We start from the raw sequence: 21,375 nt of genomic DNA on the forward strand, positions 1-21,375 counted from the left end.
AAATAGTGGGCAAGTAATACTTGCCCTAGTCTAATTCATCCTCACTTATTTCGTTATTCGATTCGTCTTTTATATCATCGTTATTTTCTGTTTTGATAGCCTCTGAATCCTCTTTTGATCTTAATCCATAAAATTCATATGTTTTATCGATAATTTCTTCTAGTATTTTTGGATTTTCTTCTAAAAATACTTTAGAGTTTTCTCGACCTTGTCCTAATTTTTCATCTTCATAACTGTACCAAGCACCTGCTTTTTTTACAACTTTGCAGTCAGTGGCTAAGTCTAATATTGTACCTATTTTAGAAATACCTTCTCCGTACATAATGTCGAATTCTACTTGTTTAAATGGAGGTGCTACTTTGTTTTTGACGATTTTAACTTTAGTACGATTTCCTACAATATCGTCACCTTTTCTAATAGCTTCTCCTCTTCTAATTTCAATTCTAACTGAAGAATAGAATTTTAAAGCTCTGCCACCCGTTGTAACTTCTGGATTACCAAACATTATTCCAACTTTTTCTCTAAGTTGGTTAATGAAAATAACTGTACAATTGCTCTTGGAAATAACACCTGTTAATTTACGTAAAGCTTGAGACATTAGTCTTGCTTGTAGACCAACATGGCTGTCTCCCATATTTCCTTCTATTTCAGCTCTTGGAACTAGTGCTGCAACAGAGTCAATGATAATAATATCTACAGCAGAACTTCTAACAAGAGAATCACATATTCCTAAAGCTTGTTCACCTGTATCTGGTTGTGAAATGATAAGATTGTCTGTATCTACACCTAAGTTTTTAGCATAAATTGCGTCTAATGCGTGTTCAGCATCGATAAAAGCTGCAGTACCACCCATCTTTTGTGCTTCAGCAACTACATGGAGTGCCAAAGTTGTTTTACCAGAAGATTCAGGTCCATAAATTTCAATAACTCTACCTCTTGGTAAGCCACCTATTCCTAAAGCAACATCCAAATTTATAGCTCCAGTAGGAATAGCTTCGATATCTTTTTGAACATGATCTCCAAGTTTCATTATAGAGCCTTTTCCAAATTGTTTTTCAATGCTTGCAAAAGCTTCTCTTAAAGCTTGATCTTTTTCAGATCCATTAGAAAAATCCATGACTACCTCCTAAAATTTAAACAGAACATAAGTTCTTGTGTTTATTATACCACAAACCAAAAAATAATTATATATTTTTTAAATCTAATACATTAACATTCTTAAAAATATAATCACATAAGCTGATTACAGTTAATACAATCGATATATAATATAGGTACATATCTAAAGCAAACCCTAATTTATCCCCAGTATTAATCAAAATTAAAACAATAGCGATAAATTGTGTCATAGTTTTTGATTTTCCCCAATAACTTGCTGCTAATGTAACTCCATTAGATGCAGCTAATATTCTGAAACCGCTAATAGTAAGTTCTCTTAATACAACTATAACCACGCTCCATGCAGGAACTTTTCCTAGTTGTACTAGGACAATTAATGCACTGCAACTCAACATTTTGTCTGCTAATGGATCCATAAACTTTCCAAATGTAGTAACTAAATTTTTCCTTCTAGCGAGTTGACCATCAATAAAATCTGTTATTGCAGAGATTATAAATATTAACGCAGGTATATAATTGTCTGTTTTGAATACTAGTAATGATGCCACAAAAAATGGTATTAAAATAACTCTTAATGTTGTAAACTTATTTGCAATATTCATATCAATCACGTCTTTCTAAATAATCTTTAGGTATTAAAATTTTTCTAGGTTTGCTTCCCTCACTAGGACCAACAATACCTTTTTCTTCCATTTGATCTATAATTCTTCCCGCTCTAGCATATCCTATTTTTAATTTTCTTTGCAATAGAGAAATTGATGCAGAATCTTCATTCAAAATAATTTCTACAGCATCTGTAAATAGAATATCTGTATCGTCATCTTCAAGATCTATACTTTCTGATTTATCTATGTCTTCTATGATTTCTTCTTTATAATTAGTTTCATTTTTATTTATTAAAAATTTAACCACATTGTCTACTTCTTCATCAGAAATAAAAGCGCCTTGAACTCTACTAGGTTTTGCCATTGATGATGGGAAAAATAACATATCTCCTCTTCCTATAAGCTTTTCGGCACCGGATTGATCTAAAATAGTCCTAGAATCTATTTGGCTACTAACAGCAAAAGAAATTCTAGACGGTACATTTGCTTTTATTGTACCAGTAATTACATCCACTGTTGGTCTTTGAGTTGCAATGATTAAATGGATACCACATGCCCTTGCCATTTGAGCTAGTCTACAAATAGCATCTTCAACATCATTTGCTGAGACCATCATTAAATCACTTAACTCATCTATTATAATAACAATATAAGGTAGTTTTTCAAGTTCATCATTTTTATTTTTCTTATTGTAAGCTTTGATATCTCGAACGTGATTCTCTGAAAATATTTGGTATCTTCTTTCCATCTCTCTTACAGCCCAATTTAAAGCGGCACTTGCTTTTTTTGGATCCGTAACAACTGGAATAGCAAGATGTGGGATATTGTTATATATGCTCAATTCTACAACTTTTGGATCAATCAATATAAGTTTTACATCATTTGGATTTGACTTATACAAAATACTCATTATTATGGTATTGATGCAAACAGATTTACCACTACCAGTAGCTCCTGCTATAAGTAGGTGTGGCATCTTATCAACAGAAGTTACAATACATTTCCCAGAAATATCTTTTCCTAAAGCTATTGGCATCAATGATTTTTCTTTTACAAAATTATCAGACATTAAAATCTCTTTTAACATTACAGAATTTTTAACGTCATTTTCTACTTCAATTCCCACTACAGATTTACCGGGAATTGGAGCTTGTATTCTAATTCCACTTGTAGCTAAAGAAAGTGATAGGTCATCTGCTAGATTGACTATTCTTGAGACTTTCACACCTGCCTTAGGCTCTAATTCATAGCAAGTAACCGTAGGACCTCTATCGATTTGAACAACAGTCGCATCTATTGAAAAGTTTTTTAAAGTTTCTTCAATCATTTTTGCTTTCTGTAAAACAGAATCATCATTATCTTCCGCATATTCAGCATTTTTCAAAAGTTCTAATGGTGGAAAAGTATAATTACTTTGTCCAGAGAATTCACCAAAGTCTATAACAGATAGTTGTTCTCCGGATTCTTTTTCATTCGATTTATAATCGTTGAGTTTTGGTTTTGGAGGTTCATATTCTGTAGATTTATTTAAATCAGACTTTTCTTTAATAGGAGTTTTAGAAATTCTTTCTTTTATAGGTTTATTTTGCTTAATCTCGTGTGATTTTTCGATACTTTTATTTTTTTTGTTCTTTTTATTTTTTGTTTTTATATCTATAAATGTCTTTTTAACAAAAGTAAAAAATTCTTGAAATAACTCTTTTAAAGTTAAATTCATTATTGCAGATATAAAAAATAAAGAACAAAAAACGAGTGCAACATATAAACCTATGTAGCCTATAGCAATGTTTAATATTGATGCTATAATAGCTCCAATTACTCCAATACCACTGTAGTCATTTGCTAAATTTAAATTCAAATCAATCCTTTGATTAATATTAAGATTTGGATAGTTTGATATATTAATTAAACTCATTACGAAAATTGAAGAAACAGCCAATATATAAGTAATTTTTCTTAGTTTATTTCCATGGTTTATATCAGATATCGTCGATATTGTATACAGTATACCTAATGATATAAAAACGTATGAAAAGATGCCGAAAGTATTGAAGTATATATTTTTTACAATAATTCCCAAAACACCAACTCTACTACTAGCCATGAATATAAGTGAAATAATTAACACTAATATAATTATTAATTTTTTCGAAGACTTAGCATTTTTTTTGCTATTAGATTTTGATTGAGTTTTGTTTCGTGATTTAGTATTTCTAGCCATAATTAGTAGCCTGTATGGCCAAATCCGCCATCATTTCTATCTGTAGCATCTAATACTTCAACTTCTTCGAATTCAATATTTTCGAATTTTTGTAGTATCATTTGACAAATTCTATCCCCCGATGAAATTGTATATTCTTCATTCGACAAATTGACTACAGGAATTCTTAATTCTCCTCTATAATCACTGTCTATAGTGCCAACGCAATTTATCAGAGTTATTCCATGCTTAATACTCAAACCACTTCTTGGTCTGATTTGAACCTCATAACCTTCTGGAATTGCAATATATATTCCGGTAGGTACAAGAGTTCTTTCAAGTGGTTTTAAAGTTATATCATTTTCAGTATAAGCTCTCAAATCCATACCACTAGACCCAATTGTTGAATATTTTGGTAGAGGGTTATTAGATTTATTAATTATTTTAACTTTCATAATGTCCCCTTTCAAAAATATAGTTGAGTAATAGAATTACTCAACTATTAATTATTTATCTTCTGTATTTTGATCTTCAGATTTTTTATCAAAATTCTTTTTTTCTTTTCTTTCTGGTTTTGGTAAAAGCGCTTTTCTGGATAATGTCATCTTACCTTGGTCATCTATATCCATAAGTTTTACCATAATTTCATCGTTTTCTTTTAAAACATCTTCAACTTTATTAGTTCTTTCATGAGCTATATTAGAAATGTGAAGAAGACCTTCTTTTCCAGGTAATATTTCAACAAAAGCACCAAAATTCATAATCTTAGTAACTCTTCCTAAATATTTTTCACCAATTTCTGGTTCTCTAACTATTTCTTTAATCATATCTATAGCTCTTTGTGCACTTTCAGTGTTTTCACCAGCTACTGTAATTTTACCATCATCTTCAGTATCTATTTTAACGCCAGTTTCATCAATAATTTTGTTTATGACTTTTCCACCTGGTCCAATAACTTCTCTTACTTTTTCAGGTGCAATATTAATTACCATAATTCTAGGAGCATACTTTGAAATTTCTTTATTTGGTTCACTTATACATTCGTTCATTAACGATAATATATGAAGTCTACCAACTCTAGCTCTTTCTAGAGCTTCAGTTAATATTTCTTCAGAAATTCCTGTAATTTTAATATCCATTTGCAATGCAGTTATACCATCTTTTGTACCTGCAACTTTAAAATCCATATCTCCTAAGTGATCTTCCAAACCTTGAATATCGGAAAGAATTACAACATTATCATCTTCCTTAATCAATCCCATGGCAATACCTGCAACAGGTTCTTTTATTGGAACACCTGCATCTAGTAAACTAAGAGTTGAACCGCATACAGATGCTTGAGAACTAGAACCGTTTGAACTTAATACTTCAGATACTACTCTTATTGTGTAAGGGAATTCTTCTTCTGATGGAATTACAGGTAATAGAGCTCTTTCAGCTAAAGCACCGTGACCAATTTCACGTCTACCTGGACTTCTTAAAGGTCTTGCATCCCCAACAGAGTAAGGTGGGAAGTTGTATTGATGCATATATCTTTTATCTTCTTGTTCAATTAGTCCATCTAGTACTTGTGCATCAGAAGGAGTTCCCAAAGTTGTAACAGATAAAACTTGAGTTTGACCTCTTTTAAACAAACCTGAACCATGTGGTCTAGGTAAGATATCTACATCACAAGTTATTTCTCTAATTTGATCAAGTTTTCTATTATCGGGTCTGATATGATCTTCTAATATTAAACGTCTTACTTCTGACTTTTCTAAATCATCGTATATAGTAGAAACTTTTGAAGCTATACTTTCATCATATTTTTCAACAAAATGATCCACTACGCTTCTTTTTAGAGTATTAATGTGATCTTCTCTATCTAATTTATCTTCATTAACTGTAATTTTCTTCAAATCTTCAATGCAGAATGATTTAACTTCTTCATCTAACTCTATATTTTTTTCTGGCTGAATGAATTCTTGTTTTGGCTTACCACATTCTTTTTGAATTGATTCAATAAATTCACATATTTTTTTAATTTCTTCATGTGCTCTAAGTATAGCTTTTAATACTTGTTGTTCAGTAATATTATTGCATCCAGCTTCAACCATCATTATAGCATCTTTAGTACCAGCAACAGTTAATTCAAGATCTGATTTATCTCTTTGTTCTTGTGTAGGATTAATAATAAATTCACCATCGATCATTCCTACGGCTACAGAACCAGTAGGTCCTAAGAAAGGAATATCTGAAATGCTCAATGCTATAGATGAACCTATCATAGCTAAAATATCAGGAGTATTGTCTTGATCCACAGAAAGTGCTGTAGCTATAACTTGCACATCGTTATGATATCCTTCTGGGAATAATGGTCTTAGTGGTCTATCTATTAATCTAGCAGTTAATGTAGCCTTTTCACTAGGTCTACCTTCACGTTTTATAAATCCTCCTGGAATTTTTCCGACAGAATAAAGTTTTTCTTCAAAATCGCATGTTAATGGGAAGAAATCAACTCCCTCACGTGGCTCTTTTGATCCTACAGCAGTAACTAGAAGTACAGTTTCTCCAGATTGAATTAAACATGCTCCATTAGCTTGTTCAGCAACTTTTCCAATCGTAACTTCTATTTTTTTACCGCATAAATCATATTCGTATTTTTTTATCATATATTCTCCTTATAAATAAAAAGAGCGGAAAAACCCGCTCTTTAAATTATCTTCTAATGTTTAATCTTTTAATTAAATCACGGTATCTTTCAATGTCTTTATTGCTAAGATAGTTAAGAAGATTTCTTCTTTTACCGATCATTTTGAAAAGACCTCTTCTTGAATGGTGATCATTCTTATGAGACTTTAAATGTTCAGTTAAGTAGTTTATTCTGTAAGTCAATAAAGCTACTTGAACTTCTGGAGAACCAGTGTCTCCTTCTTTTGTTTGGTATTCTTTGATTATTTCTTCTTTGATTTCTTTGTTGTACATAATTTCCTCCATAAAATTTAATATTCACCATTACAGCGATATCGTTGAGGTTTCGAATATCAATGTAAAAGTAGTACTTATTTATATTATCATATAATCTTGTAATTGTAAATCTAAATCTTGGTTTTTTGCAAAATTATAATCGCTTTTTAATTTATTGATAAGTTCAATCTCAGAATTAAATTTTACATTATCTCTTATTTTTTTTATGAATACTAACGTTAAATTTTTTCCATACAAATCACCTTTAAAATCTAATATATGAGTTTCAATTTTAACATCATGTTCATCGTAGGTTAGATTTTCTCCTACAGAAGTTATACCTTTGTATAGTTTGTTATCATAAATAACATTAGTATAATAAACGCCAGCTGCTGGTATAATATATTGTTTACATTCCAAATTAGCAGTAGGGTAACCTAAATTTCTTCCTCTATGTTTACCATCGACGACAACTCCCTTAATACTAAATGGTCTGTAGAGCATTGAATTAGCATTCTCAACGTCTCCACTCATTAAAAATTTGCGAATTGTTGTCGATCTAATAGGGACATTTTTAATAAATTGGTCATCTATAGTGTAGAGTTTATAATTAAAAACTTTTTGAAAATCTTCTAAAGTAGATACATTACCAGATGCATTAATTCCGAATTTGAAATCTTTGCCCACAACTAAATTTTTGAAATTAGTATGCTCTTTCACATAAGTTAAAAACTCTACAGGCTTTAAGGATAAAAAAGCTTTATCAAATGACTTGATTAAGCAGTAATCTACATTCATTCTTTTTAATATATTTATTTTATCATCCGTTGTTAATATATTTTTAAAATTAGCATATTCTAAAACTTCTGAAGTATGTGACTTGAATATAATAACCCCTGATTTACCTAAGCTAACACATTTATTTATAAGTTTTTGATGTGCTAAATGTAATCCGTCAAAATTTCCTAAAGTAATAGCATCAATATTAATTTTTACGTTATCTTTGTCTAAATCAATTATTTGCATATGTCAAATACCTTATTCATTTTTAAAATATTATCTTCAATACTGCCGATTCCAATAAATTTATTCTTACAAACTACTTTGATATTATCAATGTTTTTGTGGTTGATGTTCACTTTAACACCATTGGTAATTTTTTTATATAAATTATCATCAAGTTCGATAGATTTCATTTCTGTCAAACTTTCGTAGACTGAAAATGATACATCGTCAATATTACATTTTCTAAGCGATTCTATTTTTATTGAATCTTTTATATCAAAACCACCAGAATTTACTCTAATAAGTGATTTCATGTATGCTAATCTATCTAATTTTTTGGCAATATCTTCTATTAAAACTCTAATATACGTTCCCTTAGAGCATCTAACTTTGATTATACATGAATTTTCTAGAAGATGTAATGGTTCAATATTATAAATTGTAATTTTTCTGGATTTCCTCTTAATTTCCATGTTTTCTCTTGCATATTCGTAAAGTTTTTTTCCATTTACCTTAACTGCGGAATACATTGGAGGTACTTGTTCAATAGTTTTACCATTTAAATCATCTAAAATTTCCTTTAATTTTTCTTTATCGTATGTTTTCTCAGAAAAACCTGTGACATTACCAGATAAATCAAGAGTATCTGTACTTGTACCAAAACACATTTCAAATATATATGTTTTACCATATTCCATTAGATATTCTGTTATTTTAGTTCCTTTTCCAACGCCTAATAACAAAACTCCGGTAGCGTCAGGATCTAGAGTACCAGCGTGTCCGATCTTCTTAGTTTTTAAAATTCCTTTACATATAGAAACAACATCTTGAGATGTATATCCCTTTTCCTTAAAAACATTAATTACACAATCCATATCTATCAATTTCTTCTTTTATTTTATTTGAAACTGTCTCAAAATCCCCTGTAATTCTTGTAGCAGCAGCATTCTTATGACCACCTCCACCAAGATTTTTGGCAATTAATCCTACATCAATATTTCCCTTGCTTCTGAAACTTACCTTGTACTCATTTTCAGTTTGTTGTTTAATTAATACTGATATTTTGATTTTGTCAGTATCTCTGAAAGTATTAATTACACTATCAATATCTGAAATTTCAACATTATACTTATTTAATTGATCTGTCATTACAAAACCAATTGCAACATAATCATTATAAATTTCAGTTTTAGATAAGATTTCATTTTCTAAAAGTTGTGCTTCAAATTTTTTTGATTGATAAATTAATTCATTGATTTTCATCATGTCTGCACCATTTTCAACTAATTTAGAAGCTTTAGCTAATGTATCTGCAGTTGTAGCAGAATATAAAAATCTTCCAGTATCAGTTGAAATTCCTGTTAAAAGTGACATCGAAATTTCTTCATCAATTGGTAGATTTACTTCGTTTATTACATCAAATACTAATTCGCAAGTTGAGCTATATCCTTTTTTAACTATGTTGACGTCACCGTAAAACTCATTACTTTGATGATGGTCTATATTTATTCTGAATTTTGATTTGTTAAATAATTCATCAATCTGACCTAATCTCTTATAATTAGCACAATCTAGGCAAATTATCATATCAATATTAATATCTGTATTATCTGATAGCAAATCTAGATTAGGTAGAAATTTTAGATTTTCAGGAATTTTGTCAAACTCAATAGGATAAACCTTTTTTCCTAAATTGAGTAAACTTTTTGATAAAGCAGTTAATGAACCTAAGTTATCACCATCTGGGTCTAAGTGAGAAATTAGAGCAATTGAACTTGCTTCATTCAATTGCTCTTTAAATTTCAAGATTTCATCATTAATCTTCATTATAATTTTCCTCGTGAATTGATTTTATTAGATTTTCAATATGCATACTTTGCTCACTAGTTTCATCAATTTTGAAAATCAGTTGTGGTACATGTCTTAAATCTACATTTTCACCAATTTGTTTTTTTAAGAATCCTTTTGCTTTATTCAATCCTTCAAGAGTTTGTTTTTTCTTTTCATCATCGCCTATTACCGCTATATATACTGTAGCAAAACTCAAATCATTTGTTACTTTTACGTCTGTAACAGAAACATTTAGTTTGTCAATCCTAGGATCTTTTAGTGAATTAATTATAGAACTTGAAATAACTTTTTTGATTTCTGATGAAATTCTTCTTACTCTTTTAATATTCATAATTCTCCTATCTTTGTACTTCGTTTAGTACATATGCTTCCAGTACATCTCCTGGTTTAATGTCATTATAATTTTCTAAGCCCATACCGCCCTCATAGCCTTGAGTTAATTCTTTAACATCGTCTTTATATCTCTTCAATGAAGAAATAGGACCTTCAAAAATTAATATTTCATCTCTCAACAAACGAACAACAGCATTTCTAGTTACTTTTCCTGTGTTTACATATACGCCCGCAACAGTACCTACTCCAGGAACTTTGAACGTATCTCTAACTGTAGCTCTACCTAAAACTTCTTCTTGATATTGTGGTTTTAACATACCAGTAATTGCATTTTTTACATCCTCTATAGCATCATATATAACTCTATAAGTTCTTATTTCTATAGATTCATTTTTTGCCATATCCAAAGCCACTTGAGTTGGTCTTACGTTAAAACCAATGATTATAGCACTTGATGCAGATGCTAAGTTAACATCAGATTCAGTAATACCACCGACAGCACCGTGAATTATATTAACTTTTACTTCATCATTGCTTAATTTTATTAATGATTGTTTAATAGCGTCAATTGTACCTTTAACATCAGTTTTTATTATAATATTAAGATCTTTAGTTTCTCCGTCTGAAATTTTTCCAAATAACTCGTCTAAGTTCACGTTTGAAGAAGACTTGATTTGTTCTTCACGGTTATGGTCTTTTATTTTTTGAGCATAATTTCTAGCTTCTTTTTCATCTTTGACAGCGTATATCATATCGCCAGCTTCAGGTACTTCGTTTAAACCTAGAATCAATACTGGTGTTGAAGGACCTGCTTTTTTAACTTGCTTTCCTTGATCATTAAACATAGCTCTGATACGACCACTTGCTTGTCCACTAAATACCATATCTGAATGTTTTAGAGTACCTTTTTGCACCAAAATTGTAGCAGTTGGACCTCTTCCCTTGTCTAACTGAGCTTCAATTACAGTACCTACAGCAAGTCTATTTGGATTAGCTTTTAGTTCTTCCATTTCTGCGATCATTAAAATCATTTCAAGTAATTCATCAATACCTTCACCTGTTCTAGCAGAAACTGGAACTAAAACTGTATCTCCACCCCAGTCTTCAGGTACCAATCCATTTTCAGCTAATTCAGTTTTTACTCTTTCTATATTAGCATTTTCTTTATCTATTTTATTAACAGCGACAATTATTGGAACGCCTGCAGCTTTTGAGTGATTTATAGCTTCCACCGTTTGAGGCATTACACCATCATCTGCAGCAACTACCAATATTGAAACATCTGTTACTTGTGCTCCTCTACTTCTCATTGCTGTAAAAGCTTCGTGACCTGGTGTATCTAAAAATACTATTTTTTTGTCGTTAACTCTAATAGTATACGCACCAATATGTTGTGTAATTCCTCCGGCTTCTCTACCAGCTACTCTAGAATTTCTAATTCTGTCAAGTATAGATGTTTTACCATGGTCAACGTGTCCCATTACAGTGATGACAGGTGGTCTTTCTTTTAAATCCTCATCCTTATCTTCAAAATCTAGGTTAAATACATCATCGTCATCAAAATCTTCGACTTCATCTTGTTCAACGATAACATTGAATTCACCAGCTACTAAACTAGCAGTATCAAAATCAATTTCTTGGTTTTGATTTGCCATTATACCTAATTCCATTAGTTTCATTATTAATTCACTAATAGATACACTTATTTTCTCAGATAAATCTTTTACTGTAATTGTAGGTTGAATAATAAATTTCTTAGGTTCTTTTGGCTCATTCTTGATGATTTCTTCTTTTTTATTTTTATTATTTCTATTATTCTTGTTATTTGTATTATTTTTATTTTTGTTAGAATTTTTATTTTTGTTATTTTTAAAATTCTTATTCTTTTTCTTATCTTTAGAATCATGCTTTTCATTCATTTCGGATTTGTTTTTATGTTTTATCTTATCGAAATGAGATACAGATTCATCATCATTATTTCTTGGATGTTTTGGTTTAAATCTTTTTTTAGAATTATCATCTTGTTTATTAGCTTCAGTATGCGATTTACTTTCCACGTTTTCTTTTGAAATTTTATTTACATCTTGTCTATTTTCTTTTTTTGAATTACTGTTCTTTTGATTATTTTGAACTTTTTTTGGTTTTTCATAAAAAGATTTAACTTTTGATATTTGGTCTTTATCTAATGTTGACATGTGACTTTTAACTTCTATTTTGTTTTCTTTTAATTTGTTCATTAAGTCTTTTGTTGAAACATTCAATTGTTTTGCCAATTCGTATACTCTTATCTTTTCCATACAAAGACCTCCTTTTGATTAATCTTCTACATGGTTAATTAACTCCTCATATATAAGTGCGTCTACATCTGTTTTTAAAACCTGATTTAGTCTTCTGTTTTTCTTTGCCTTGTTTATACATTTTATATCCTTGCATAAATAAGCCCCTCTGCCATTTTTCTTGTTTGTCAAATCTACAGAAACTCCGTCTTCTTTATTAAAAACAACTCTTATTAGTTCTTGCTTTGGTTTATTTTCACCACAAACAACACATTTTCTTAAAGGAATTTTTTTAGTTTTCATTTAATACTCCAAAACTTAAATACATTTAATTTTCAGAATCTTCTGCAATTTCAGTGTTTTCGGATTCTAAAGAATTATCTTCTTCAGTATCCTCAATATCTTCAATTTCTTCTATATCATCTGATTCATGATATTTAATTTTATCAAATACTTTGTCTTTATCTTCATCTCTAACTTCAATACCATTAGATTCTAGAAAATCTACTTCTCCATCGAATTCAACAGACAAGCTACCATCTTCATAAGATTCTAAGTATTGGTTAAGTCCTTTGATGTCTATTTTCCAGTTCGTTAACTTAGCTGCAAGTCTAGCGTTTTGTCCTTCTTTTCCTATAGCTAGAGACAATTGATCTTCTGAAACAATTACACGGCATATTTTTTGAGCTTCGTCAATGAATGTCGCTATTACTTCAGATGGACTTAAACTATTAGATATGAAAGTCTTAATATCTTTTGACCATATAACAATATCAAGTTTTTCTCCATTCAACTCATCCACAATAGACTTAACTCTGGTTCCACTGAAACCTACACATGAGCCAACTGGATCAACATTTTCATCATTACTGAATACCGCGATCTTAGTTCTTGAGCCAGGTTCTCTTGCAACACTAAAAATCTCAACAGTTCCATCATTTATTTCTGGAACTTCTAATTCAAATAATCTTTTTATTAGAGAATTATCTGTTCTCGATAGTATTATTTGAGCTCCTTTTGTAGTGTTTTTGACCTCTTTGATGAAAAGTTTTAATCTCTTATTAGGAGTATATTCTTCAGATTTTATTTGTTCTGAAACTGGTATTATACCTTCTACTCTACCCAAATCTATATAGACAATTCCACGTTCAACACGTTGAACTGTTCCAGTGATTATTTCTTTTTCTCTGTCAATAAATTCGTTATAAATATTATCACGTTCTGCATCTTTTAGTTTTTGGATAACAATATTTCTAGCAGTTTGAGCAGCTATTCTTCCGAAGTTTTTAGGTGTTATTTCAATTTTCACTTTATCACCTAAATCGTATTTACGTTTAATAGTCTTAGCTTCTTCTAAACTTATTTCAGTATTTTTATCTTCAACATTTTCAACAACTGTTTTTATTGCATATAAATTCACCTTACCGTTGTCTCTATTTATGTTAACTTCTACAGAACTTTCTTCGTTTTCATGGTCTTGATAATCAAAATTTTTCTCATAGCTTTTAATCAATGCTTTTTCTAAAGCATCGAAAACAACTTCTCTTGGTATTTTTTTTGATTTTTCTAATTCATCAAGAGCCTTTATAAAATCATTGTTCATATATTACTATCAATCGAATAAAGAAAGCTTAATCGATGATATATTACTCCTTTCAATTTTAATTTGATTTTTTTCTAATTCCAAAGATATTTCTTGATCATTGAAATCTTTTAAAATACCTTTGAACTCTTTCTTACTATCTAATTTTTGATATAAATTTACTATTACAACATTCCCTAAATTTTTTTTGAAATCTTTATCTCTAGTGAATGGTGTAGTTATATCTACTGATGCAATTTCTAAATAATAGGGATCTGAAATAGGATCTATTTCGTCAAGTTTGTCAGTTATTCTATTATTTATTAACTCACAATCATCAATTGATATTAGACCCTCATCCTTTTCAATGTAAAAAGTCAAAATATTTTTTCCATTTTGATTTGAATATTCTACATCATAAAAGTCGATTCCAGTATCTTCAATTAAAGGGCTGAGGTCATTATTCATAAGTTCTCTAAGATATTTCTTATTCATATATCTCCTTTTCGTAAATTATTTAAATAAATAAGAGTGGGATTTCCCACTCTTAGCCACAATTTATTCTAATCTAATTGTATCATAATTAATCATAATAATCAAACTATCTTCTATTTCTTAAAGACAAAGGCTTATCAATTATTTCTTTCATAATGATAGCTTTTTTTAATTCATCTTTATGTTTAAATTCATCATTAATCTCAACTCTAATCAATTCTAATTCGTCGTTTTTTTCTTCGAAAAAATTTTTATCAATTAATTTTTGATTTTCTTTTCTAATATGTGTTTGCTCAAAATTATTGATATTATTTTGATTGTATTGAGAATTGTTTGATTTATTATAAGATAATTTGGCATTTGATTTATCTTTTCTTAAATCTTCTAATGTCTTTTTCTCGCGATAATTCTTACGGTTAAAGTTTTTTTGGTAACGTCTTGAACTATTCATGTGAATAAAATAATTAGCAAAAAACTTTACAACTATTATCGTAATTACAAGAGATAGAAAAGAAAACATTACTTATCATCCTCTTTAATTTTTTCGCTATTTCCTGAGATAGCTTGCCTCATCTCAGTATCACTTATAATATTTTTCATATTATAATAATCCAAGACTCCCAAATTACCAGATTCTAAAGCTTTAGCGATAGCTAGTGGAACCTTTGATTCACTTTCAACTACTTTCGCTCTCATTGAACGAACTTCTGCTATCATTTCTTGTTCTTTTGCAACAGCCATAGCTCTTCTTTCTTCTGCTTTTGCTTGAGCAATTCGTTTGTCCGCCTCTGCTTGATCTGTTTGTAGTTTCGCTCCAATATTTCTTCCTACATCGACATCTGCAATATCAATCGAAAGTATTTCAAATGCAGTTCCTGAATCCAATCCTTTGTTCAATACAGTTTTTGAGATTGAATCTGGATTTTCAAGAACAGATGTATGAGATTCTGATGAACCTACAGTAGTTACAATACCTTCACCAACTCTAGCTATTATAGTTTCTTCTCCTGCACCACCAATTAATCTTTCAATGTTTGCTCTAACAGTAACTTTGGCCTTAACTATAACTTCAATACCGTTCATTGCAACTGCTGCAATGTTCGGAGTTTCAATTACTTTTGGGTTAACAGAAACTTGTACTGCTTCTAATACATTTCTACCAGCTAAATCAATAGCTGCTGCTCTTTCAAATTCTAACTCAATATCTGCTCTTTGTGCAGCGATTAATGCATTTACTAAAGTATTTACATTACCACCTGCTAGATAATGCGCTTCAAGTTGATTAGTAGTTAGATTTAATCCTGCTTTTGTTGCTTTTATAAGTGGATTTATAATGTTTTTAGGTATAACTCTACGTAATCTCATACCAATTAATTGTGAGATTTTAACGTGGACTCCTGAAAACTGAGCAGTAACCCATAAACCTACAGGAACTAACGAAAAGAATACTAATAGCAATATAACTATTAATATAGGTAATAAAAATGGAATTTCAAATGGCATTTTACACTCTCCTTACTATAATTTTAAAATCTTTTATTTCACTAACAACAACTTCGCACCCTTTCGGAATAAAATCTCCCCTAGTAATAGCGTCAATATAATCGCCATCTATTTCGATTTTCCCGCTCGGTCTTAAAGGTGTTATAGTAATTCCCTTTTTGTTCAAGTATTTTTTTGATGACTGAGTAAATGATTTTGAATTAGTTTCCTTTAAAACAAATTTATTGAATTTACTTGAGTCAAAATCTTTACTTAAAAATACTAATATAAACAAAACATCAATTGTTATAGCAATAACTACTGTTAAAAATGCTAGGTACAGATTATTAATAATCATGCTTATTCCTACAATCATTGATAAGACACCCACAATTCCAGCAATAAAACCACCTGGAACTATTAGTTCTAATCCAACGAATAAGAGCCCTATTAAAAATACTAATATCCCCACTATGTTGATATCACCGTGATTATAATAAGACAAAATAAATAGAACAGAAAAAACAGCAGTCAGTACACCGTATTTAATCTTCTTGTTTGATAACATAAGCAGTGTTATACAAATAAATGTTACTGCTAGAAAAATCATACTTAAAATATGATTAGAAAATATATTCATAGAAAACGATAACACCTCCTAAATATCTTTATAACATAATTATACACTAAAAAAAGCAATAAAAAAAGATTCCTATAAGGAATCTTTCATTAAATATCAATTTCATTAGAAATTTCTTTTTTTTCTTTTAGCTGCTTCAGATTTTTTCTTTTTCTTTACGCTAGGCTTTTCATAATGTTCTCTTTTTCTATATTCAGATAAAACTCCAGATCTAGCACATTGTCTTTTAAATCTTTTTATAGCATTATCTAATGATTCGTTTTCTCCTACTTTAATTTCTGACATGGTTTCCCTCCCCTCTTTATTGCAAGAATGCTCACAAAAGAGCAGAATTTATACCAAAATAGTATAACACAATTCTAATAAAATAACAATATTTTTATGGCCAGCTAAGTTTTTTCTTACCTAACACGTGAAAATGCATGTGATGTACTGTTTGTCCACCATCTTCTCCACAGTTATTTACTATTCTATAGCCAGACTTATCAATATCGAACTCTTTTGCTAGTTTTGCAATTACTTCAAATATATGAGCAACAATTTGTGAATTTGATTCATCAATATCATTAGCACCAGAAATATGTTCTTTAGGTATAACTAAAAAATGTACTGGAGTAACAGGATTGATGTCGTGAAAAGCGTATACCAAATCATCCTCATATATTTTTTTAGAAGGTATTTCTCCATTAACTATTTTACAAAATACACAGTCCATGACTCGCCTCCGGTGATATTATACCAAAAAATATTTAAATTTTCAATTATTCACACACAAGTTCTTCATTTTCTCTTCTATTACATATGACGTCTATTATTTTATTTGAAAGATTTGGATTATATTCTCTTTTTACTCTTATATAATTTGTTGTATATCCTTTAATGTAGCCATCATCATTTTTCGATTCGAACAATACTTTTATTGGTTGATTTAACATATTATCTAAAAATTTATCTGTATAGTATTTTGATTTTTCTATTAGTAGTTTACTTCTCTCTTTTTTTACAACTCCAGATACTTGATTTTTCATTTTACTTGCTACAGTGCCTTTTCTGTTAGAATATTTAAAAACATGTATTTTTGAAAATTGAATCTTATCAACAAAGTTTAATGTTTTTTCAAAGTCTTCATCAGTTTCTCCAGGAAAACCAACTATTATATCTGTAGTAATTGCAGCATTTGGGTAATATTCTCTTATTAAATTGATAGTTTTTTCATATAAATCCGTATCGTATTTTCTATTCATAGATTGAAGTATTGAATCAGAACCGCTTTGCAAAGATAAATGAAAATGATCACAAAATTGTTCCACTTTACTTAATCTATCTAAAAATTGCTTGTCGACAATTCTTGGCTCTAATGAACTCAATCTAATTCTCTTTATTTTATCTATTTGTCCGATATCTTCTATTACATCTATTAAACCAATATCTTCATTTTCTAAGTCTTTTCCGTATGATGCTACATGGATACCTGTCAGTACAATTTCTTTGAAACCATTATCTGCGAGTCTTTTTGCTTCTAAAACAATATCTCTAATATTTCTAGAACGTATAGGTCCTCTCGCATAAGGAATTATACAGTACGAACAAAATTGACTACAACCTTCTTGAATTTTAATATAAGCTCTTGTCATAGAATGCTCTGTATTTATAGTTAATTCTTCAAATTCTCTATTCTTACCTATATTTTCGACCTTGTTTATAATTTTATTAGATGATTTTGCTAGTTCGCATAATTCAACAATTTCTTTTCGATATTTTGTTCCGAGAATTACATTTACACCTTCAATGTTTTCTATTTCATCAGGACTAACTTGAGAGTAACAACCTACAACAGCAATTATTGCATCACTGTTTTCAGATCTAATCTTAGATATTTGTTGTCGACTTTTTCTATCGGACAAATTTGTAACGGTACATGTATTAAGCACAAAAACATCGCAATTATAATCTTCAGTAATTTCATAACCATTTTTCACAAATAATTCGGCCATTGCTTCTGTTTCGTATTGATTAACTTTACAACCTAATGTTGAAAATTTTACTTTTTTCATTATTTTATATCTCCTAATTCATATTGAATAATACTCAAAGCACAAATTGGAGCTGTATCTGCGCGTAAAATTCTGTTTCCCAATGAAACTGATTTAAATCCTTTTGACTTTAAAACATTTAAATTTTCTTCAGATAAGCCGCCTTCTGGGCCAATGAAAATATTTATATCTTTATAATTTGAATTAGTCAACAAAGATTGAATGCTTTCTGTTTCATTTTCATAGAATACTAAACTTAAACTATTATCTTGATTTGAAATTTCATGGATATTAAGTAGTCCTTCTATTTCAGGGATAGATGTTCTCTTTGACTGTTTCGATGATTCTAGTGCAATTTTTTCAAATCTATTCTGTTTTTTAATCCACTTTTTTTCGTCTAATTTGACAACAGTTCTTTCAGTTTCTACAAATACAATTCTATTTACACCCAATTCAGTGGCTTTTTGAATGATATACTCATTTTTATCTGATTTAAGGATACATTGATATAAAGTAATGTTCAAAGGAGATTCATATTGAACGTCATCTTCATCTATTATTTTACAAATTATTTCATCGGGAGTAATATCTTCAATTTTAGTTACAAAAGTTGTATCTCCAATTACTTGATGAATCAAATCACCTTTAGAAAGTCTTAAAGAATTTTTGATATGATTATAATCTTCATCTTTTATTATAATTTTATCATCTATCTTATCTTTGGGATTTCGAAAAGTTCTATACATTTTTGAACCTACTTATTACGCTAATCCACTCACCTTTTTTAGATATTTCTACAATTTCAAAGTTGTTTTTTTCTAAAATATTTACAATGTTATCTCTTTGAGAATTGATCAATCCTGAGCAAATGAAAATGCCATCTTTTTCTAATGCTTTTGGTAAATCTGGAATTAAAATATCTAATACGTTCAATAAAATATTAGCTATTACTACATCGTATTTTTTATCAACTTTATCTAGTAGAGAGCCTTCTACAGCTTTGATATTAGATATTTTATTCAGTTCTGCATTATCTAATGTTGCTTCTACAGCTAATGGGTCAATATCTGTAGCAAAAACATCTTTAGCACCTAATTTTGAAGAAGCTACAGAAAGTATTCCTGATCCACAACCAATATCTAAAACACTCTTATTATCAAGCTGTAGCTGTTGAAGTTGTTCAATACATAAGTTTGTTGTTTCGTGGAGTCCTGTACCAAATGCCATTCCCGGATTAATTTCTAACACGGTGTAATCTGTTTCATCTATTTCAATCCAGCTGGGTTTTATAAGAATATTGCCGATATAAAATGGTTCGTAATACTTTTTCCATTCATTAGCCCAGTCCATATCTTCAATTTCTTTGTTTTTACTAATTTGAACATCTATCTTGTTATTGATAGAGAATTCATTAATTTTTGCTTCAATTTCTTCATAATTTACTTTATCATCTTCGTAAAAAGCTTTAATGATGACATTATCATGTGGTGTAAAATCTTCGTCGTCTATTACCACCCAGTAAGGTTGATCTTTCTTAAAATCTAAAACATCTTGATAATCATCTATTTGTAAATTTTCTATTCCTAAATCGTATAGTATAGAACTTATGATTTCGTCATATCCTTTTGGACATTTAATATCAAAGCTTAGCCATTTTTCCATTATTCAAACATATCCTTTATTTTATCAAATATTGATTTCTTTTCATTTACATTTAATTCTTGATTCATACTTTCTGAAAATTCAATCAATTTTTCTTTTTGATCTTTATTTATTTTTTTAGGAACAATGATCTTAACAGTAAATAATATGTCTCCTCTTGTATTAGAATTTAAATATGGAACACCCTTTGATTTAAGTTTAAATGTTGTATTTGGTTGAGTTCCTTCTGGAAGTTCAAATTCTTCTATGCCATCTAAAGTTGGAACTTCAATTTTTGAACCAAGTACAGCCTGAGCATATGTGATAGGCATATCAAAAACAATATCATTATTAATTCTTCTGAAAAATTCATGTTCTCTAATCTTTATGATAACATATAAGTCGCCTGGACTACCATTGTTTTCGCCATCATTACCTTCGCCCTTTACACTCATAATAGCTCCGTTGTTTATTCCTTTAGGTATAGTAATGTTTATTGTTTTTCTTTGAACTTCGTATCCTTTACCTTTACAATTTTCACATTTTTCATCGATTACATAGCCTTCTCCATGACATTTATCACATTCAGATTGTTGTGTAAAAATTCCAAAAGGTGTTCTTTTAGTATCGTTTATGATCCCAGTACCATTACATTTATCGCATTTTCTCTTTTTTGTTCCTGGCTTTGCTCCATCGCCATTACAAACATGACATTTTACCTTTTTCTTATAAGAAATTTCTTTTTTGGTACCGTTAATTGAATCTTCAAAATCTATTTCCAATTCAACTTGAATATTAGAGCCTTTTCTAGGGGCATTTGGATTTCTAGAATATGATCTAGAACTAAAACCACCAAATATATCACCGAAAAAATCGCCAAATATATCACCGATATCTGAAAATCCTCCACCTGATCCTTGATCAAATATTCTATCTCCGTACATATCGTATTTTTTTCTTTTTTCTTTATCACCTAAAACCTCATATGCTCCGTTAATTTCTTTAAATTTATTTTCAGCTTCAGGATCACCACTGTTTATATCTGGATGATATTTTTTTGCTAATTTTCTATATGATTTTTTTATTTCTTCTTGAGTTGCGTTTTCATTAACCTCAAGTATTTCGTACAAATTTTTCATTATTCACCATCCTAATCTACTGACTTTT

At 29.5% G+C, this 21,375-nt stretch carries 23 protein-coding genes; all 23 read right to left on the reverse strand.

The genetic code is table 11. The annotated features are described in order from the left end of the window. Window positions 1-25: 25 nt before the first annotated feature. The 23 genes from recA to dnaJ all read right to left on the reverse strand — a co-directional run bounded on the left by recA (window position 26) and on the right by dnaJ (window position 21,347). Window positions 26-1,117, reverse strand: a complete 1,092-nt coding sequence (gene recA, locus GKG00_RS03055; RefSeq protein WP_154254210.1) for a recombinase RecA — start codon at window positions 1,115-1,117, stop codon at window positions 26-28. Between the two features lie 67 nt (window positions 1,118-1,184). Beyond that, on the reverse strand, window positions 1,185-1,721 hold the full coding sequence (gene pgsA / locus GKG00_RS03060; RefSeq protein WP_154254370.1) for a CDP-diacylglycerol--glycerol-3-phosphate 3-phosphatidyltransferase: 537 nt from the start codon (window positions 1,719-1,721) through the stop codon (window positions 1,185-1,187). A 1-nt stretch (window position 1,722) separates the two neighbouring features. Further along, entirely contained in the window at window positions 1,723-3,945 is a 2,223-nt protein-coding gene (locus tag GKG00_RS03065; protein ID WP_154254212.1) for a DNA translocase FtsK, read from the reverse strand. Between the two features lie 2 nt (window positions 3,946-3,947). Continuing rightward, window positions 3,948-4,379 carry a dUTP diphosphatase gene (gene dut / locus GKG00_RS03070; RefSeq protein ID WP_094207129.1) on the reverse strand — a complete coding sequence of 144 codons (432 nt, stop codon included), beginning with the start codon at window positions 4,377-4,379 and terminating at the stop codon, window positions 3,948-3,950. A 51-nt stretch (window positions 4,380-4,430) separates the two neighbouring features. Next, the gene (locus GKG00_RS03075; RefSeq protein ID WP_154254213.1) at window positions 4,431-6,575 is read right to left on the reverse strand and encodes a polyribonucleotide nucleotidyltransferase; all 2,145 of its coding nucleotides are present in this window, start codon (window positions 6,573-6,575) and stop codon (window positions 4,431-4,433) included. A gap of 46 nt (window positions 6,576-6,621) precedes the next feature. Then, window positions 6,622-6,888: a 30S ribosomal protein S15 gene (gene rpsO, locus GKG00_RS03080; protein ID WP_002838220.1), complete on the reverse strand. Its 267-nt coding sequence runs from the start codon at window positions 6,886-6,888 to the stop codon at window positions 6,622-6,624. Window positions 6,889-6,969: 81 nt separating this feature from the next. Continuing rightward, entirely contained in the window at window positions 6,970-7,896 is a 927-nt protein-coding gene (locus GKG00_RS03085) for a bifunctional riboflavin kinase/FAD synthetase (RefSeq protein ID WP_094224696.1), read from the reverse strand. After that, window positions 7,887-8,750, reverse strand: a complete 864-nt coding sequence (truB, locus tag GKG00_RS03090) for a tRNA pseudouridine(55) synthase TruB (protein ID WP_094224725.1) — start codon at window positions 8,748-8,750, stop codon at window positions 7,887-7,889. Before truB ends, GKG00_RS03085 begins: the two co-directional genes overlap by 10 nt. Next, a complete protein-coding gene (locus GKG00_RS03095) occupies window positions 8,734-9,702 on the reverse strand; it encodes a bifunctional oligoribonuclease/PAP phosphatase NrnA (RefSeq protein WP_154254215.1) in 969 nt (322 codons plus the stop codon). The genes truB and GKG00_RS03095 overlap by 17 nt, the downstream gene beginning before the upstream one ends. Further along, the gene (rbfA, locus tag GKG00_RS03100) at window positions 9,692-10,057 is read right to left on the reverse strand and encodes a 30S ribosome-binding factor RbfA (protein WP_154254216.1); all 366 of its coding nucleotides are present in this window, start codon (window positions 10,055-10,057) and stop codon (window positions 9,692-9,694) included. The genes GKG00_RS03095 and rbfA overlap by 11 nt, the downstream gene beginning before the upstream one ends. 7 nt (window positions 10,058-10,064) lie before the next feature. Continuing rightward, the gene (infB, locus tag GKG00_RS03105) at window positions 10,065-12,356 is read right to left on the reverse strand and encodes a translation initiation factor IF-2 (protein ID WP_154254217.1); all 2,292 of its coding nucleotides are present in this window, start codon (window positions 12,354-12,356) and stop codon (window positions 10,065-10,067) included. 18 nt (window positions 12,357-12,374) lie between these two features. Further along, the gene (locus GKG00_RS03110; RefSeq protein WP_154254219.1) at window positions 12,375-12,638 is read right to left on the reverse strand and encodes a YlxR family protein; all 264 of its coding nucleotides are present in this window, start codon (window positions 12,636-12,638) and stop codon (window positions 12,375-12,377) included. Between the two features lie 25 nt (window positions 12,639-12,663). Next, window positions 12,664-13,938, reverse strand: a complete 1,275-nt coding sequence (gene nusA / locus GKG00_RS03115; protein WP_154254220.1) for a transcription termination factor NusA — start codon at window positions 13,936-13,938, stop codon at window positions 12,664-12,666. Window positions 13,939-13,947: 9 nt separating this feature from the next. Continuing rightward, complete coding sequence (rimP, locus tag GKG00_RS03120) at window positions 13,948-14,412, reverse strand: ribosome maturation factor RimP (protein ID WP_002836434.1); 465 nt, start codon at window positions 14,410-14,412, stop codon at window positions 13,948-13,950. Window positions 14,413-14,518: 106 nt separating this feature from the next. Then, a complete protein-coding gene (locus GKG00_RS03125; RefSeq protein WP_154254222.1) occupies window positions 14,519-14,932 on the reverse strand; it encodes a hypothetical protein in 414 nt (137 codons plus the stop codon). Next, the gene (gene floA / locus GKG00_RS03130) at window positions 14,932-15,915 is read right to left on the reverse strand and encodes a flotillin-like protein FloA (RefSeq protein WP_094207136.1); all 984 of its coding nucleotides are present in this window, start codon (window positions 15,913-15,915) and stop codon (window positions 14,932-14,934) included. Before floA ends, GKG00_RS03125 begins: the two co-directional genes overlap by 1 nt. 1 nt (window position 15,916) lies before the next feature. Beyond that, a complete protein-coding gene (locus GKG00_RS03135) occupies window positions 15,917-16,534 on the reverse strand; it encodes an NfeD family protein (protein WP_154254223.1) in 618 nt (205 codons plus the stop codon). A gap of 105 nt (window positions 16,535-16,639) precedes the next feature. Continuing rightward, window positions 16,640-16,819 (reverse strand): 30S ribosomal protein S21, encoded by a 180-nt coding sequence (rpsU, locus tag GKG00_RS03140; RefSeq protein ID WP_002836438.1) that lies wholly within the window; start codon window positions 16,817-16,819, stop codon window positions 16,640-16,642. Window positions 16,820-16,913: 94 nt separating this feature from the next. Beyond that, window positions 16,914-17,249, reverse strand: coding sequence for a histidine triad nucleotide-binding protein (locus GKG00_RS03145; protein ID WP_094203655.1), 336 nt, complete (start codon window positions 17,247-17,249; stop codon window positions 16,914-16,916). A 46-nt stretch (window positions 17,250-17,295) separates the two neighbouring features. Further along, entirely contained in the window at window positions 17,296-18,588 is a 1,293-nt protein-coding gene (gene mtaB / locus GKG00_RS03150; protein ID WP_154254225.1) for a tRNA (N(6)-L-threonylcarbamoyladenosine(37)-C(2))-methylthiotransferase MtaB, read from the reverse strand. Next, the gene (locus GKG00_RS03155; RefSeq protein WP_154254227.1) at window positions 18,588-19,313 is read right to left on the reverse strand and encodes an RsmE family RNA methyltransferase; all 726 of its coding nucleotides are present in this window, start codon (window positions 19,311-19,313) and stop codon (window positions 18,588-18,590) included. Before GKG00_RS03155 ends, mtaB begins: the two co-directional genes overlap by 1 nt. Beyond that, on the reverse strand, window positions 19,306-20,229 hold the full coding sequence (prmA, locus tag GKG00_RS03160) for a 50S ribosomal protein L11 methyltransferase (protein WP_154254228.1): 924 nt from the start codon (window positions 20,227-20,229) through the stop codon (window positions 19,306-19,308). The genes GKG00_RS03155 and prmA overlap by 8 nt, the downstream gene beginning before the upstream one ends. Further along, a complete protein-coding gene (dnaJ, locus tag GKG00_RS03165) occupies window positions 20,229-21,347 on the reverse strand; it encodes a molecular chaperone DnaJ (RefSeq protein ID WP_094207141.1) in 1,119 nt (372 codons plus the stop codon). The genes prmA and dnaJ overlap by 1 nt, the downstream gene beginning before the upstream one ends. Between the last annotated feature and the right edge of the window lie 28 nt (window positions 21,348-21,375).

This window comes from Finegoldia sp. BIOML-A1, from assembly GCF_009678325.1.
In the GTDB taxonomy this organism is placed as follows: Bacteria; Bacillota; Clostridia; order Tissierellales; family Peptoniphilaceae; genus Finegoldia; species Finegoldia magna.